Origin of the sequence: Streptomyces sp. NPDC001848 (genome assembly GCF_042891915.1) — a bacterium.
Classification (GTDB): Bacteria; Actinomycetota; Actinomycetes; order Streptomycetales; family Streptomycetaceae; genus Streptomyces.
On record NZ_JBIATP010000026.1, the window covers coordinates 74,728 to 90,488 of the forward strand.

At 70.5% G+C, this 15,761-nt stretch carries 12 protein-coding genes; 6 read left to right on the forward strand and 6 right to left on the reverse strand.

The annotated features are described in order from the left end of the window. Nucleotides 1–16: 16 nt before the first annotated feature. Complete coding sequence (locus tag ACFYZJ_RS36350) at nucleotides 17–1,717, forward strand: methylmalonyl-CoA mutase (protein ID WP_388575826.1); 1,701 nt, start codon at nucleotides 17–19, stop codon at nucleotides 1,715–1,717. Between the two features lie 60 nt (nucleotides 1,718–1,777). On the opposite strand, the gene ACFYZJ_RS36355 is transcribed toward ACFYZJ_RS36350, so the two are convergent. Then, a complete protein-coding gene (locus ACFYZJ_RS36355; RefSeq protein WP_388575828.1) occupies nucleotides 1,778–2,407 on the reverse strand; it encodes a TetR/AcrR family transcriptional regulator in 630 nt (209 codons plus the stop codon). Nucleotides 2,408–2,686: 279 nt separating this feature from the next. Here ACFYZJ_RS36355 and ACFYZJ_RS36360 point away from each other — a divergent pair, with 279 nt between their 5' ends. The 4 genes from ACFYZJ_RS36360 (at nucleotide 2,687) to ACFYZJ_RS36375 (ending at nucleotide 6,925) form a co-directional block, all read left to right on the forward strand. After that, nucleotides 2,687–3,661: a tetratricopeptide repeat protein gene (locus ACFYZJ_RS36360; protein ID WP_388575830.1), complete on the forward strand. Its 975-nt coding sequence runs from the start codon at nucleotides 2,687–2,689 to the stop codon at nucleotides 3,659–3,661. A gap of 620 nt (nucleotides 3,662–4,281) precedes the next feature. Further along, on the forward strand, nucleotides 4,282–4,941 hold the full coding sequence (locus ACFYZJ_RS36365; protein WP_388575833.1) for a DUF6230 family protein: 660 nt from the start codon (nucleotides 4,282–4,284) through the stop codon (nucleotides 4,939–4,941). 123 nt (nucleotides 4,942–5,064) lie between these two features. Next, nucleotides 5,065–5,601 carry a DUF6114 domain-containing protein gene (locus ACFYZJ_RS36370; protein WP_388575835.1) on the forward strand — a complete coding sequence of 179 codons (537 nt, stop codon included), beginning with the start codon at nucleotides 5,065–5,067 and terminating at the stop codon, nucleotides 5,599–5,601. Continuing rightward, nucleotides 5,591–6,925, forward strand: a complete 1,335-nt coding sequence (locus ACFYZJ_RS36375; RefSeq protein ID WP_388575838.1) for a hypothetical protein — start codon at nucleotides 5,591–5,593, stop codon at nucleotides 6,923–6,925. Before ACFYZJ_RS36370 ends, ACFYZJ_RS36375 begins: the two co-directional genes overlap by 11 nt. 78 nt (nucleotides 6,926–7,003) lie before the next feature. Here ACFYZJ_RS36375 and pyk read toward each other — a convergent pair whose 3' ends face one another. The 3 genes from pyk to pta form a co-directional block, all read right to left on the reverse strand. Then, a complete protein-coding gene (gene pyk / locus ACFYZJ_RS36380; RefSeq protein WP_388575841.1) occupies nucleotides 7,004–8,434 on the reverse strand; it encodes a pyruvate kinase in 1,431 nt (476 codons plus the stop codon). A gap of 97 nt (nucleotides 8,435–8,531) precedes the next feature. Beyond that, nucleotides 8,532–9,752, reverse strand: coding sequence for an acetate kinase (locus ACFYZJ_RS36385; RefSeq protein WP_388575843.1), 1,221 nt, complete (start codon nucleotides 9,750–9,752; stop codon nucleotides 8,532–8,534). Then, on the reverse strand, nucleotides 9,749–11,839 hold the full coding sequence (pta, locus tag ACFYZJ_RS36390) for a phosphate acetyltransferase (RefSeq protein ID WP_388575846.1): 2,091 nt from the start codon (nucleotides 11,837–11,839) through the stop codon (nucleotides 9,749–9,751). The genes ACFYZJ_RS36385 and pta overlap by 4 nt, the downstream gene beginning before the upstream one ends. Before the next feature lie 250 nt (nucleotides 11,840–12,089). On the opposite strand from pta, the gene ACFYZJ_RS36395 reads away from it, so the two are divergent. Then, entirely contained in the window at nucleotides 12,090–13,115 is a 1,026-nt protein-coding gene (locus tag ACFYZJ_RS36395; RefSeq protein WP_388575849.1) for an ATP-dependent 6-phosphofructokinase, read from the forward strand. Nucleotides 13,116–13,303: 188 nt separating this feature from the next. Here ACFYZJ_RS36395 and ACFYZJ_RS36400 read toward each other — a convergent pair whose 3' ends face one another. Continuing rightward, nucleotides 13,304–13,996 (reverse strand): response regulator, encoded by a 693-nt coding sequence (locus tag ACFYZJ_RS36400; RefSeq protein ID WP_388575852.1) that lies wholly within the window; start codon nucleotides 13,994–13,996, stop codon nucleotides 13,304–13,306. A gap of 37 nt (nucleotides 13,997–14,033) precedes the next feature. Beyond that, complete coding sequence (locus tag ACFYZJ_RS36405) at nucleotides 14,034–15,701, reverse strand: ATP-binding protein (protein WP_388575855.1); 1,668 nt, start codon at nucleotides 15,699–15,701, stop codon at nucleotides 14,034–14,036. Nucleotides 15,702–15,761: the final 60 nt, after the last annotated feature.

The window sequence follows — 15,761 nt, forward strand, 5'->3', positions numbered from 1 at the left end:
TAGTAAGTTCGTGGGTATGGACGCTGACGCCATCGAGGAGGGCCGCCGACGCTGGCAGGCTCGCTACGACGCCTCACGCAAGCGCGAGGCAGACTTCACCACGCTCTCCGGCGATCCCGTGGAGCCGGTGTACGGACCCCGGCCCGGGGACAGGTACGAGGGCTTCGAGCGGATCGGCTGGCCCGGTGAGTACCCCTTCACCCGCGGCCTGTACCCGACCGGCTACCGGGGGCGGACGTGGACCATCCGCCAGTTCGCCGGGTTCGGCAACGCCGAGCAGACGAACGAGCGCTACAAGATGATCCTGGACGCCGGCGGCGGCGGCCTGAGCGTCGCCTTCGACATGCCGACCCTCATGGGCCGCGACTCCGACGACCCGCGGTCGCTCGGCGAGGTCGGACACTGCGGCGTCGCCATCGACTCGGCCGCGGACATGGAGGTCCTGTTCAAGGACATCCCGCTCGGTGACGTGACCACCTCGATGACGATCAGCGGGCCGGCGGTCCCGATCTTCTGCATGTACCTGGCCGCCGCCGAACGCCAGGGCGTGGACCCCGCTGTGCTCAACGGCACGCTCCAGACGGACATCTTCAAGGAGTACATCGCCCAGAAGGAGTGGCTCTTCCAGCCTGAGCCGCATCTGCGCCTCATCGGCGACCTGATGGAGTACTGCGCGTCCCGCATCCCCGCCTACAAGCCACTGTCCGTCTCCGGCTACCACATCCGGGAGGCGGGCGCGACGGCCGCGCAGGAGCTGGCGTACACGCTCGCCGACGGGTTCGGGTACGTGGAACTGGGGCTCAGCCGCGGGCTCGACGTGAACGTGTTCGCGCCGGGCCTGTCCTTCTTCTTCGACGCGCACGTCGATTTCTTCGAGGAGATCGCCAAGTTCCGCGCGGCGCGGCGCATCTGGGCGCGGTGGATGCGGGACGTGTACGGCGCGACCAGCGAGAAGGCGCAGTGGCTGCGGTTCCACACACAGACGGCCGGGGTCTCGCTGACCGCGCAGCAGCCGTACAACAACGTGGTCCGTACGGCGGTGGAGGCGCTGGCGGCGGTGCTCGGGGGCACCAACTCGCTGCACACCAACGCCCTGGACGAGACGCTGGCGCTGCCGTCGGAGCAGGCGGCGGAGATCGCGCTGCGGACCCAGCAGGTCCTCATGGAGGAGACCGGGGTCGCCAACGTCGCGGACCCGCTCGGCGGTTCCTGGTACGTCGAGCAGCTGACGGACCGGATCGAGGCGGACGCGGAGAAGATCTTCGACCGGATCAAGGAGCGGGGGCTGCGCGCGCACCCCGACGGGCAGCATCCGATCGGGCCGATGACGTCCGGGATCCTGCGGGGCATCGAGGACGGGTGGTTCACCGGGGAGATCGCGGAGTCCGCGTTCCGGTACCAGCAGGCGCTGGAGAAGGGCGACAAAAGGGTGGTGGGCGTCAACGTCCACACCGGGTCGGTCACCGGGGACCTGGAGATCCTGCGGGTCAGTCATGAGGTGGAGCGTGAGCAGGTCCGGGTCCTGCGCGAGCGCAAGGCGGGGCGGGACGAGGCGACGGTGCGCTCGGCGCTGGACGGCATGCTCGCCGCCGCGCGCGACGGCTCCAACATGATCGAGCCGATGCTGGCCGCCGTGCGGGCCGAGGCGACGCTCGGGGAGATCTGCGGGGTGTTGCGGGACGAGTGGGGGGTGTATACGGAGCCGGCCGGGTTCTAGCCGCCGCTGGGCGGGGAGGTCGCCCAGGCGGCCTCCTCCTCGGCCGGGGCGGCCTCCTCCTCAATCGTCGGACGGGCCTGCCGGGGTCAGGCCGAACAGCAGGACCCGGGTGAGGGCCCGCACCCACTCCCCGTCCGCCGGGCGGGCGCTCACCAGGGTGCGGTGGACCACCGCGCCTGCCACCATGTCGAAGATCAGGTCGGCCGTGCGGGCCGACTCCTCGGGGTCCGTCTCGGGGGGCAGCTCGCCGCGGGCCGTCGCACGGGCGCGGCCCTCCAGGACCAGGCGCTTTTGGCGGTCGACGATGGAGGCGCGGATGCGTTCGCGCAGGGCGTCGTCCCGGGTGGATTCCGCCACCACCGCCATCAGGCCGCTCCTGGCCTCCGGGCGGTCCAGGATCGCCGCGAACTGCAGCACCACGCCCTCGATGTCCGCGGCCAGGCTGCCACGGTCCGGCAGCTCCAGCTCGTCGAAGAGTTCGGCCACCGCGTCGACCACGAGTTCGTTCTTGCCCGCCCAGCGGCGGTAGAGGGTCGTCTTGGCGACCCCCGCCCGGGTCGCCACGTCCCCCAACGTGAGCTTCGACCAGCCCAGCTCGACCAGCGCCTCCCGCGTGGCCTCCAGGATCGCGGCGTCCGCGGCGGCGCTGCGCGGGCGCCCCGGGCGGGCGGCGGACGGGCTGCTCTGCATGTCAGTGACCATATCCGGCCTCGTCAATGGCGATATCCGTGCGTCGTGTGAAGTGGTGAGGGAGATCACCGGCGGACTGGTCACAGCCGGCCCCGGAGGCAGTTACGCTACGACTCGTAGCGAAAGCGTGCGCGCGCACCGGGCGTGCCGTGTGCGCGAGCGACGACCACTGGTGCCGGGTGGGGACCCGGCCACGGAGCACGACCCGCCGGGCACGGTACGGGGCACGGCTTTGACCACGCTTTTCACAGCGGCGTACGGAAGGGGGAGGATGTACTCATGCAGCCACGGAACATGTCCATGAGCGGAGTTGTCGACCTCGCCGCGGTGAAGGCAGCCCAGGAGGCCAAGGCGAAGGCGGAGCAGGCGCGCGCCGAAGCGGCCCGGCAGGGCGGGGGAGGGGCGGTCTCCCCGGCCGACCTCGTCATCGACGTCGACGAGGCGGGGTTCGAGCGCGACGTCCTGCAGCGGTCCACCGAGGTGCCCGTCGTCATCGACTTCTGGGCCGAGTGGTGCCAGCCCTGCAAGCAGCTGAGCCCGGTCCTGGAGCGGCTGGCCCGTGAGTACAACGGCCGCTTCCTGCTCGCCAAGATCGACGTCGACGCCAACCAGATGCTGATGCAGCAGTTCGGCATCCAGGGGATCCCGGCCGTCTTCGCCGTCGTCGCCGGGCAGGCGCTGCCGCTCTTCCAGGGCGCCGCCCCCGAACAGCAGATCCGCGCGACCCTCGACCAGCTCGTCCAGGTCGCCGAGCAGCGCTTCGGGCTGACCGGTCTGACCGTCGACCCCGACGCCGAGCCGGGCGGCGCCCAGCAGGCCCCTCAGGCTCCGGCGGGCCCCTATGACGCCGCGCTCGAGGCGGCCGTACAGGCGCTGGACGCGGGCGACTTGGGCGGTGCGATCCAGGCGTACAAGAACGTGCTCAGCGACGACCCGGGCAACACGGAGGCCAAACTGGGCCTCGCCCAGGCCGAGTTGTTGCAGCGGGTGCAGGGGGCCGACCCGCAGCAGGTGCGCAAGGAAGCCGCGGAGAAGCCCGGTGACGTGGCGGCGCAGATCGCCGCGGCCGACCTGGATCTGGTGGGCGGACACGTGGAGGACGCGTTCGGGCGGCTCATCGAGACGGTGCGGCGCACGGCGGGTGACGACCGGGACACCGTACGGCTGCGGCTGCTGGAGCTCTTCGAGGTGGTGGGCGCCGAGGACCCGCGTGTGACGGCTGCGCGCAGGGCGCTCGCGAGGGCCTTGTTCTGACCAGTCGCTAAACGCCCGGGCTTGTGATGCCAGGGTGAAAGATTTGCCGACAGAGGTTGACGGCGGCCGCGCTTTACCAAATCTTGGTAATCGCGGCCGCTGTTACTGCGAGTAAGACGGGCCCGTTGTTCTGTCGGGTTCTGTCCGCTCTTCAACCGTTTCGCCATCTCCCTTTGCCCTACGAAGAGTTGTCGGGCGATGCCGAGCGGTCGTCGCGTGGTTATCCGGCCGTTACTAGTGAGTAACGAACCCCCTTGCGGGGGCGGCGAGAATGCACCACGATCGGCCACGCTCGGTCCATCGCCGTACCCGACACCCAGCCGGGGCAACGGATTCTCGTGGGTCCCCACCGGGCAGGAGCCGGCGGCAGTGGCGTCGGCTCCTGGACAGGGGGGTCTCCGCCGCGGCGGAGCCTGTCCGGAGGTTGTGCGTGATGCGTGTCAGGCGCGACCAGTGGTTGTCGCTCGGGGGTGATCGCCGGTGATGGGGGCGCATGTCGCGCCTCCGAGCGCGGGCGCTCTCCTTCCCGAGGACGTAGCACTTCTCCCATCCCTGCCCGGCCAAGCCGCCGACCGGCAGCGAGCCGGGATCAGGAGATGTACGTCCGAGAAGGAGGAAATATGGAGTCCCAGGTGCGTGGCGGGACCAGATGGAAGCGGTTCGCTGTGGTCATGGTGCCCAGCGTCGCCGCGACAGCAGCAATAGGTGTCGCCCTCGCGCAGGGCGCTCTCGCCGCGTCGTTCAGCGTGTCGGGACAGGATTTCAAGGTGAGCGCGGGCCAGCTCGTCGGCACCGGCTTCACCCAGTACGGCGGGCTCGACACGGGCAAGAGCCTGGACGGCAAGGACTCGCAGGCACACCCCGTGGCGATCTCGGCGTTCAACCACGCCACCATCACGAACATGTGCCAGTCCGTGGTCACCCCGATCCCGTTCCTGAACAAGTCGGTCACCCTGAAGCTGACCGCGGGTGACAAGGGCAAGGACGTCGAGGCGGACCAGCTCTTCATCGATGTCGCCAACCTCGACTCGACCCAGGCCGAGTTCAGCAACATCGACATCGGCGTCGCGGCCGGAAGCGTCACCAAGGGCCCCAAGCCCAAGGCCGACGAAGTCCAGCAGCAGAAGGCCAACCCCTACGGGTTCGCCCAGCAGGCCGACAAGGCCGTGCTGACCGACGTGCATCAGACGGCGTGGGCGACCACCGCCGGCACCTTCAAGCTCGCCAACCTGCACATGGGACTGCAGTGGGGCAGCGGCCAAGGAATCGAGTGCTACTAGGCACTCGGTGACGGGCGAGGGAGCCACCGGTCTCCCCCGCCCGTCCTCTCTCTGCCCCCGTCCCCCCACCCCCACCGCAGCACCCCCCCTCACCACAGCAACACCGCTCCAGGGAGCTATTCGATGAACGCCGAGTCGCCCGCGCAGAACGAGCACTATCTCCGCGTCTTCCGGCGGCGCTTCCGCGACTGGCGGGGCACCCGTCCGTTCTGGGCCGGACTCTTCGTCCTGCTCGGCGGCTTTCCGATCATGTACTTCCCGTATGCGCACATAAAGATCGGTCAGCTCACGGTGGCGATGGCGACCACCGCGGGAGCCGGGTCCCTGATCATCGGCGTGCTCCTCGTCGTCCTGGGCCTGACGCTGTGGTTCCAGCAGCACGTACGGGTCTTCGCGGGCGTCGCGGCGATCCTGCTGGCGCTGGTGTCCATTCCGGTGTCCAACTTCGGTGGCTTCGTGGTCGGCTTCCTGTTCGCCCTCATCGGCGGGGCGATGGCCGTGTCGTGGGCGCCGGGCGGGCCGCCCGAGCGGCAGGCGGCGCAGGAGACCGGAACCGGCGAGGGTGGCGCCCCGGGGGCCGGGGACGGGGCGGGTCTGCCGAACGATCTGTCAGGAACGAGCCCGGCCAACGGGGCGAACGGGAGGCACAGTGCCGGCTGACGAGGTGACCCACGGGGCTGACGCGGACGCGTCCCGTGTGAGATCCGGGCCGCGCCACGCGGCCCCCAGGAAGCCGCTGTTCACCAGGTTCCACATGCCGGCCGGAAAGGCGATAGCCCTGGCGGCGATGCCGACGGCGGTCCTCATGGGGATGGGGCTCACACCGTCGCTCGCCCGTGCCGCCGACCACACGCCGTCGTCCAAGAGCCTGACGGTCGACGAGTACCAGAAGTGCGTGGAGGCCCTGGACAACTCCAAGGACGCCTCGGCCTCGCCGTCGCCGTCGGCATCGGCTTCGGCGAGCCCCTCGAAGTCCGCAGACACGCCGAAGCCGACGTCCTCGGCGTCCCCGGAGGGGAGTTCGGGGAAGACCTCGGGCAAGACGTCGGGCACGACCTCTTCGTCGGATTCAGGTTCCGACGACAAGGCCGGGCCCACGCCGTCGAAGAGCACGTCCGGTACGTCCACGGGCGGTGGTACCTCCACGCCGAGCCCGTCGGCCTCCGCGAGCGGCGGCAACCTGCTGGAGACGATCGGCGACGCCATCACGGGCGTTCTCACCGGCGGCTCCGGGTCCGGTTCCGGCAAGTCCGCGAGCCCCTCCGCCACGCCGTCCCCCTCGGCCTCGGCATCCGCCACGAAGGACAACGAGGCGTCGAAGGACCTGTCCGGCACCGTCAAGGACACGACCGGGAAGGTCACCGGCGCGGTCAAGGACACCGTGAAGGACACGACGGACACGGCGACGAAGGCGGCCTCCGAGGCGACCAAGGCGGCGGGTGACACCGTCAAGGCGGCCGAGTCCGCGGCCGCGAGCCCGTCCCCGAGCTCCAGCACCTCGGCGCAGGACTGCCCGGCGGCGACCGACGAGGAGGGCGGCGTCGAGAAGATCCTGTCCCTGCCCGACAAGCCGTGGCACCTGGAAGCCAGCTCGCTGTTGCTCAAGGGCGCCGACTACCAGGGCGTCGTGAAGGTGCGCACCGCGAACGGCACCGTCAAGAGGGTCCTGAAGTACGTCATCTCCGACGGCACCGACATCGGCGACCTGCACCAGCTGGTCGACGGCGCGAACGGTGTGACGTACCACGTCCAGGCCGCCAAGGGCTCGACGTCGACCATCCGGAACGGCAAGACGGTGATGTACACGGAGAGCATCTCCGGCAACCTGCTCGGCCTCATCCCGGTCACCTTCAGCCCGGACAACCCGCCGCCGCTGAACATCCCGCTGATCTACTTCACCAACGTGAAGGTGACCCAGGCCGGCCAGTTCGGTGGAACGCTGACCGTCCCGGGTATGCATCAGTACGTCACAGGCGCGAACTGAGCGCCGCTGAGGACCCGTTCGGGAGCCGCACACAGAGGGCGCCCCCCGCCGCACGGCAGGGGGCGCCCTCGGCGTGTGTCAGTTGCGTCCGCCCTCGCCCAGGTGGTGGACGCGGACCATGTTCGTGGTGCCGGGGACGCCGGGCGGGGAGCCGGCGGTGATGACCACGATGTCGCCCTCGTTGAACCGGTTGAGCTTGACCATCTCCTGGTCGACCAGCTCCACCATCGCGTCGGTGCTGTTCACGAACGGCACGACGTGCGACTCCACGCCCCAGCTCAGCGACAGCTGGTTGCGGGTGGACTCGTCCGTGGTGAACGCCAGGATCGGCTGGGCCGCGCGGTAGCGGGACAGCCGGCGGGCGGTGTCACCGGACTGGGTGAAGGCCACCAGACCCTTGCCGCCGAGGAAGTCCGCGATCTCGGCCGCCGCGCGCGCCACCGAACCACCCTGCGTCCGCGGCTTCTTGCCCGGGACCAGCGGCTGCAGGCCCTTGGAGAGCAGCTCCTCCTCGGCCGCCTGGACGATCTTCGACATCGTCTTGACCGTCTCGATCGGGTACGCGCCCACGCTGGACTCGGCGGAGAGCATGACCGCGTCGGCGCCGTCCAGGATCGCGTTGGCCACGTCGGAGGCCTCGGCGCGGGTCGGACGGGAGTTGGTGATCATCGACTCCATCATCTGGGTCGCCACGATCACCGGCTTGGCGTTGCGGCGGCACAGCTCGATGAGCCGCTTCTGCACCATGGGGACCTTCTCGAGCGGGTACTCGACGGCCAGGTCGCCGCGGGCGACCATCACGCCGTCGAACGCCATCACGACGTCCTCCATGTTCGCCACCGCCTGCGGCTTCTCCACCTTGGCGATGACCGGGACGCGGCGGCCCACCTCGTCCATGATGCGGTGGACGTCCTTGACGTCGTTGGCGTCCCGCACGAAGGACAGCGCGACCATGTCGCAGCCCATGCGCAGCGCGAACCGCAGGTCCTCGACGTCCTTCTCGGACAGCGCCGGCACGTTCACCGCGGCGCCGGGCAGGTTGATGCCCTTGTGGTCGGAGATGACGCCGCCCTCGATGACGATCGTCCTGACCCGGGGGCCCTCGACGTCCAGGACCTTCAGCTCGACGTTGCCGTCGTTGATCAGGATCTGGTCGCCCTTGGAGACGTCGCCCGGCAGGCCCTTGTACGTCGTGCCGCAGATCGACTTGTCGCCCGGCACGTCCTCGGTGGTGATGGTGAACTCGTCACCGCGCACCAGCTCGACCGGACCCTCCGCGAAGGTCTCCAGACGGATCTTCGGGCCCTGCAGGTCGGCGAGGACACCGATGGCCTTGCCGGTCTCGGCGGACGCGGCACGGACGCGGACGTACCGGCCCTCGTGCTCTTCGTGCGTGCCGTGACTGAAGTTGAAGCGGGCCACATTCATGCCGGCTTCGATCAGCGAGACGAGCATCTCGTGGGAGTCGACCGCGGGGCCGAGAGTACAGACGATTTTCGAACGGCGCATGGGGCGATCCTATCGGTTTGTTTCGCTACGGAATATTCCGTCTGGCGGAAAATACAAATGGGCGGGTTCGCGCTCAGGCGAGAGCCGTCGAATTTCTTCAGTTGCCCTTTCCGGTGCCTTTGCCGACCAGTGCGTAGGTCTGCGTGGCGATCTCCAGTTCCTCGTCGGTCGGCACCACCGCGACCGCCACCCGCGCGGACGCGGGCGAGATCAGCCGCGGCTGGTCGCCGCGCACCGCGTTGAGGTCGCCGTCCACCGCCAGGCCCAGCCCCTCCAGGCCCGCGACGGCGGCCTCGCGCACCGCTGCGGCGTTCTCGCCCACGCCCGCCGTGAAGGCGATCGCGTCCACCCGGCCGAGTACCGCGTAATAGGCGCCGATGTACTTCCTCAGTCGATGGATGTAGATGTCGAAGGCGAGCCGCGCCTCCTCGTCGCCCTCGTCGATCCGCCGGCCGATCTCCCGCATGTCGTTGTCGCCGCACAGACCGAACAGACCACTCCTCTTGTTGAGAAGAGTGTCGATCTCGTCCATGGACATTCCGCCAACGCGCTGCAAATGGAAGATGACGGCCGGGTCCAGGTCACCGGAGCGGGTCCCCATCACCAGGCCCTCGAGCGGAGTGAGCCCCATGGAGGTGTCCACGCACTTCCCGCCCCTGACCGCCGATGCGGACGCCCCGTTGCCCAGGTGCAGCACGATGACGTTGACGTCCTCCGGCGCCTTGCCCAGCAGCTTCGCGGTCGCCCGGGACACATACGCGTGCGAGGTCCCGTGGAACCCGTACCGCCGGATCCGGTGCCGGTCCGCGATCTTCGTGTCGATCGCGTAGCGCGCCGCGTGCTCCGGCATCGTCGTGTGGAACGCCGTGTCGAAGACGGCGACCTGAGGCAGGTCGGGGCGCAGCGCCATGGCCGTGCGGATGCCGGTGAGGTTGGCCGGGTTGTGCAGCGGCGCGACCGGGATCAGCCGCTCGATCTCGGTGAGCACGGCGTCGTCGATGACGGTGGGCTCGGTGAAGAACATGCCGCCGTGCACCACGCGGTGGCCGATGGCGGCCAGCTCGGGCGAGTCGACGCCCAGCCCGTCCCTGCCCAGCTCGTCGGCGACCGCCTTCAGGGCCGCCTGGTGGTCGGCGATCGGCCCGTTCTGCTCCCGGGTGTCGCCCGTGGTCAGCGCCGTGTGCTTGATCCGCGAGGTCTGCTCGCCGATCCGCTCGACGAGGCCCACGGCCAGCCGGCTGCCGTCACGCATGTCCAGCAGCTGGTACTTCACGGAGGAGGAGCCGGAGTTGAGGACGAGGACACGCGTGGGGCTCACTGGGCGGTTGCCTTCTGCTCGGGAGTCTGGGCCTGGATCGCCGTGATGGCGACGGTGTTCACGATGTCCGAGACGAGGGCGCCCCGGGACAGGTCGTTGACGGGCTTGCGCAGGCCCTGCAGGACCGGGCCGACGGCGATCGCGCCGGCCGAGCGCTGCACGGCCTTGTAGGTGTTGTTGCCGGTGTTGAGGTCCGGGAAGATCAGCACCGACGCCTGCCCGGCGACCTCCGAGCCCGGCAGCTTGGTGGCCGCGACGCTGGGCTCGACGGCGGCGTCGTACTGGATCGGCCCCTCGATCTTCAGGTCGCCGCGCCGCTGCCGCACCAGCTCGGTGGCCTCGCGCACCTTGTCGACGTCGGCGCCGAAGCCGGAGGTGCCGGTGGAGTACGACAGCATGGCGATCCGCGGCTCCACCCCGAACTGCTCGGCGGTGGCGGCCGACTGGATGGCGATGTCGGCGAGCTGCTCGGCGTTCGGGTCGGGGTTCACCGCGCAGTCGCCGTAGACCAGCACCTTGTCGGCCAGGCACATGAAGAAGACCGAGCTGACGATCTTCGCGTCCGGCTTGGTCTTGATGATCTCGAAGGCGGGGCGGATGGTGGCGGCCGTGGAGTGCACGGACCCGGACACCATGCCGTCGGCGAGGCCCTCCTGGACCATCAGGGTGCCGAAGTAGTTCACGTCGGAGACGACGTCGTACGCCAACTCCACCGTGACGCCCTTGTGGGCGCGCAGCTGCGCGTACTTCTCGGCGAAGGCGTCGCGCAGCTCCGAGGTGGCCGGGTCGATCAGCTGTGAGTCGCCGAGGTCGACGCCCAGGTCGGCGGCCTTCTTGCGGATCTGCTCCACGGGCCCGAGCAGCGTGAGGTCGCAGACCCCCCGGCGCAGCAGCACCTCGGCGGCGTGCAGCACCCGCTCCTCGGTGCCCTCCGGGAGCACCACCCGGCGCTTGTCGGCGCGGGCCTGCTCCAGCAGCTTGTGCTCGAACATCATCGGCGTGAGCCGGTCGCTGCTCGGCGCGGACACCCGCTTGTTCAGGTCGGCGGTGTCGACATACCGCTCGAAGAGCCCGAGTGCCCGCTCCGCCTTGCGCGGGGTGGCCGCGTTGAGCTTCCCCTCCATGGAGAAGAGGTGCTCGGCGGTGGGGAAGCTGGTGCCGGACACCGACAGCACGGGGGTGCCGGGGGCGAGGCGCGCGGCGAGGGCGAGGATCTCGTCGCGGGGCACCTCGTTCAGGGTGAGCAGCACGCCCGCGATCGGCGGGGTCCCGGCGCTGTGCGCGGCCAGCGAGCCCACCACGAGGTCGGCCCGGTCGCCCGGGGTGACCACCAGACAGCCCGGGGTCAGGGCAGCCAGGAAGTTCGGCAGCATGGCGCCGCCGAAGATGAAGTCGAGGGCGTCCCGCGCGAGGCCCGAGTCGTCGCCGAGCAGCACCTTGGCGCCGAGGGAGTGCGCGATCTGGGCCACCGTCGGTGCCGAGAGGGCGGGGTCGTCGGGAAGTACGTAACAGGGCACGGGGAGCCGGGAGTCGAGCCCCTCGGCGATCTCGTCGCGGTCCTCGCGGGCCACCCGGTTGACGACCATGGCGAGCACGTCGCAGCCCAGCCCCTCGTAGGCGCGGTAGGCGTTCGCCGTCTCGGCGCGCACCGACTCGGCGGTCTGCCGGCGCCCGCCCACCACCGGGACCACCGACGCCCCGAACTCGTTGGCGAGCCGGGCGTTCAGGGACAGCTCGTCCGGGAGCTGGGTGTCGGCGAAGTCGGTGCCGAGGACGAGGACGACCTCGTAGTCGCGGGCCACCGCGTGGAACCGGTCGACCAGCGTGGCGACCAGCTCGTCCGTGCCGCGCTCGGCCTGGAGCGCAGACGCCTCCTGGTAGCCCATGCCGTACACGGTCGACGGCTCCTGGGACAGCCGGTAGCGGGCGCGCAGCAGCTCGAAGAGGCGGTCGGGGCCGTCGTGGACGAGCGGTCGGAAGACGCCGACCCGGTCGACCTGCCGGGTCAGGAGCTCCATGACTCCCAGCTCGACGACCTGACGGCCGTCGCCGCGGTCGATCCCGGTCACGTACACGCAGCGCGTCACGCGTGGTCTCCGTTTCGTCTCTTGAGGGGCAGTCTTGACCGATTCTGAATGGATTTGTGGAATTCTGCGGTAGCTGAAAATCATCCACGCGGGTGAGCAGAACCCTCTTGACAATACCCCTGGGCACGGATAAGGCGCCCATCAGGTTCCAGGGATCAAGGGCCGACCTGCGCGATCGGCACCGGCCTGTGAGCCGTGAAACAATCGGACTGGCTCACCGGTATCGACAGCGAGCAGGAGACACAGCACGATGCGCATCGGAGTACTCACCGCAGGCGGCGACTGCCCGGGCCTGAACGCAGTGATCCGGTCGGTCGTGCACCGAGCGGTAGCACAGTACGGGGACGAGGTCATCGGCTTCGAGGACGGCTACCGGGGCCTGCTCGACGGTCACTACCGCACCCTCGACCTCGACGCCGTGAGCGGCATCCTGGCCCGCGGCGGCACCATTCTCGGCTCCTCCCGGCTGGAGCGCGACCGGCTGCGCGAGGCCTGCGGGAACGCCTCGGACATGATCCGCGACTTCGGTATCGACGCCCTGATCCCGATCGGCGGCGAGGGCACCCTGACCGCGGCGCGCATGCTCTCGGACGCGGGCCTCCCGGTCGTCGGGGTGCCCAAGACGATCGACAACGACATCTCCTCCACGGACCGCACCTTCGGCTTCGACACCGCGGTCACCGTGGCCACCGAGGCGATGGACCGCCTGAAGACGACGGCCGAGTCGCACCAGCGTGTGATGGTCGTGGAGGTCATGGGCCGGCACGCCGGCTGGATCGCGCTGGAGTCGGGCATGGCGGCCGGCGCCCACGGCATCTGCCTGCCGGAGCGCCCCTTCGACCCGGCCGACCTGGTCAAGATGGTCGAGGAGCGCTTCGCCCGCGGCAAGAAGTTCGCCGTCATCTGCGTCGCCGAGGGCGCGCACCCCGCCGAGGGCACCATGGACTACGGCAAGGGCGAGATCGACCAGTACGGCCACGAGCGCTTCCAGGGCATCGGCACGGCCCTCGCGTACGAGCTGGAGCGGCGGCTCGGCAAGGAGGCCAAGCCGGTCATCCTCGGCCACGTCCAGCGCGGTGGCGTACCGACGGCCTACGACCGGGTGCTCGCCACCCGCTTCGGCTGGCACGCGGTCGAGGCGGCGCACCGCGGCGAGTTCGGCAGGATGACGGCGCTGCGCGGCACCGACGTGGTGATGGTGCCGCTGGCGGAGGCGGTGACCGAACTGAAGACGGTGCCGAAGGACCGGATGGACGAGGCGGAGTCGGTGTTCTAGAACACCGGGTCCTGGACCGGGAGTTCCTCTCGACCGTCGCCCAGAAGGTCTCGACGACGCGGTCGAGGCAGTCGCGGTCGGCCACCTCGGCTCCGGCCGCGGCGGACCCGGTGCCCGAGCAGGGGGTAACGTGGTGCTCGCGCAGGTGCCCGGCGCGCGCGGTCCGCTCCTCTTCGCGGCCGCAGAAACTACCGCCCCCGCTCCACCGCCGTCACCCACCGGTACACCAACTCCGGCCGCCCCACCTGTCCGTACAACGGACTCCGCCCCGCCCGCCCCGCCTCGACCAGGTGCTCCAGATACCGCCGGGCCGTGATCCGCGAGATCCCCACCGCCTCCGCGACCCCCGCGGCGGTCAGTCCCTCCTCAGCCTCGCGCAGCGCCCCCGTCACCCGCTCCAGGGTCGGTGCGCTCAGCCCCTTCGGCAGCGCCGCCGGGCTCGGGGCCCGCAGGGCGGCCAGGGCGCGGTCCACCTCGTCCTGGCCGCTCGCCTCGCCCACCGCCTCGCGGAACTCCGCGTACCGCACCAGTCGGTCCCGCAGCGTCGCGAAGGTGAACGGCTTCAGGACGTACTGGACGACCCCCAGGGAGACGCCCTCCCGCACCACCGCCAGATCCCGCGCCGAGGTCACCGCGATGACGTCCGCGTGGTACCCGGCCGCCCGCAGGGAGCGCGCCAGTTGCAGACCGTGCACGTCCGGCAGGTGCAGGTCCAGCAGGAGGAGGTCCACCCGCGTGCGCTCCAGGGCGCGGCGCGCCTCCGCGCCGGTGGCCGCCTTGCCCACCGCCGTGAAGCCGGGGACCCGGCCCACGTACATCACGTGCGCGTCGGCGGCGACCGGGTCGTCCTCCACCACCAGGACACGGATGGGCTCGCTCATACGTCACCTCCGGACACGGGCACGGTGCGGACGCGTCTCATGTGTCACCTCCGGCCACGGCGGCCTCGGCACCCGGTGACGTCCGTGGAGCCGCAGCGGCCGCCCCCACGGTAGGCAACGGCACCCGCGCCTCGAACTCCGCCCCGCCCCCGGCCGCCTCCGACACCGTGAGGGTGCCGTCGTGGCGGCGTACCGTCTGGCGGACCAGGGCGAGCCCCAGGCCGCGGCCGCCCGGGGCGGTGGCCGGCTTCGTCGACCAGCCCCGTTCGAACACCGCCTCCGCGTGCGCGGGATCCACCCCGTCCCCGGTGTCCGACACCCGCAGCACCAGGTCCGGGCCCTCCGTGTACACGGTCACCGTCACCCGGGCGCGCACCGAGCCCTGGGCCGCGTCCACCGCGTTGTCGATCAGGTTGCCGAGGATCGTCACCATGTCCCGGGACGGGAGGGAGGGCGGCAGCAGGCCGTCGTCGATGCGGCTGTCCTCCGACACCACCAGCTCCACGCCCCGCTCGTTCGCCTGCGCCGCCTTGCCGAGCAGCAGCGCCGCGAGCACCGGCTCGTTGACCGCCGCGACCACCTGGTCCGTGAGGGCCTGCGCCAGTTCCAGCTCGGCCGTGGCGAAGTCGACCGCCTCCTCGGCCCGGCCCAGCTCGATCAGGGAGACCACCGTGTGCAGCCGGTTCGCCGCCTCGTGCGCCTGTGAGCGCAGCGCCTGGGTGAAGCCGCGCTCCGAGTTCAGCTCGCCCGTCAGCGCCTGCAGCTCGGTCACGTCGCGCAGGGTCACGACGGTGCCCCGGCGTTCGCCGCCGGAGACCGGGGAGGTGTTCACCACCAGGACCCGGGCCGCCGTCAGATGCACCTCGTCCACCCGGGGCTCGGAGGACAGCAGCGCGCCCGTCAGCGGGGCCGGCAGTCCCAGGTCCGCCACCGAGCGGCCCACCACCTCGCCGCTCACCCCGAGCAGTTCCCGGCCGCCGTCGTTGATCAGCGCCACCCGGAACTGGCCGTCCAGCATGAGCAGGCCCTCGCGCACGGCGTGCAGGGCGGCCTGGTGGTAGTCGTGCATCCGGCTCAGCTCGGTGGCGTTCATGCCGTGGGTGGAGCGGCGCAGCCGGGCGTTGATCACGTAGGTGCCGATGCCCCCCAGCACCAGCGCACCGACCGCGACCCCGGCCATGGCGGTGACCTGGTCCTGGACCCGGGCCGTGACCGTCTCGACCTTGATGCCCGCGCTGACCAGGCCGATGATCCGGCCGCCGTCCCGGATGGGCGTGACCGCGCGCTCGGACGGGCCGAGGGTGCCGGTGTACCGCTCGGTGAAGGTCTCGCCCTTCAGCGCGCGGTCGATATGGCCGCGGAAGTGCTCGCCGATGCGCTCGGGATTGGGATGGGTCCAGCGGATGCCCTGCGGGCTCATGATCGTGACGAAGTCCACGCCCGTGTGCCGCTGCACCTGAAGCGCGTAGGGCTGGAGCGACTTCGTCGGGTCGGGGGTGCGGATCGCCGCCCGGACCGACGGGGAGTCCGCGACCGAGCGGGCCACCGCCGTCGCCTGCCGGTCGGCCGACTCGCGGGCCTGGCTGTGGTCGCTGACGTAGGTGAACAGCGCGTACCCGGCGACGAGCACCGCGATCAGCACGGCCTGCATGGCGAAGAGCTGACCTGCGAGGCTGCGGGGTCTCGGTATGTGGGGCACGCGCATGGGTTCAGTCTGCCTCGCCGTTCCGGCTCGCCGTATAAGCGTGAACTAAATGAACGGAAG

Coding starts and splice junctions, on each gene's coding strand:
- ACFYZJ_RS36400 (WP_388575852.1), bottom strand. CDS start 13,996: ATGAGCGAGCCCATCCGTGTCCTGGTGGTGGAGGACGACCCGGTCGCC.
- ACFYZJ_RS36365 (WP_388575833.1), top strand. CDS start 4,282: ATGGAGTCCCAGGTGCGTGGCGGGACCAGATGGAAGCGGTTCGCTGTG.
- pyk (WP_388575841.1), bottom strand. CDS start 8,434: ATGCGCCGTTCGAAAATCGTCTGTACTCTCGGCCCCGCGGTCGACTCC.
- ACFYZJ_RS36355 (WP_388575828.1), bottom strand. CDS start 2,407: ATGCAGAGCAGCCCGTCCGCCGCCCGCCCGGGGCGCCCGCGCAGCGCC.
- ACFYZJ_RS36405 (WP_388575855.1), bottom strand. CDS start 15,701: ATGCGCGTGCCCCACATACCGAGACCCCGCAGCCTCGCAGGTCAGCTC.
- ACFYZJ_RS36395 (WP_388575849.1), top strand. CDS start 12,090: ATGCGCATCGGAGTACTCACCGCAGGCGGCGACTGCCCGGGCCTGAAC.
- ACFYZJ_RS36370 (WP_388575835.1), top strand. CDS start 5,065: ATGAACGCCGAGTCGCCCGCGCAGAACGAGCACTATCTCCGCGTCTTC.
- ACFYZJ_RS36360 (WP_388575830.1), top strand. CDS start 2,687: ATGCAGCCACGGAACATGTCCATGAGCGGAGTTGTCGACCTCGCCGCG.
- ACFYZJ_RS36350 (WP_388575826.1), top strand. CDS start 17: ATGGACGCTGACGCCATCGAGGAGGGCCGCCGACGCTGGCAGGCTCGC.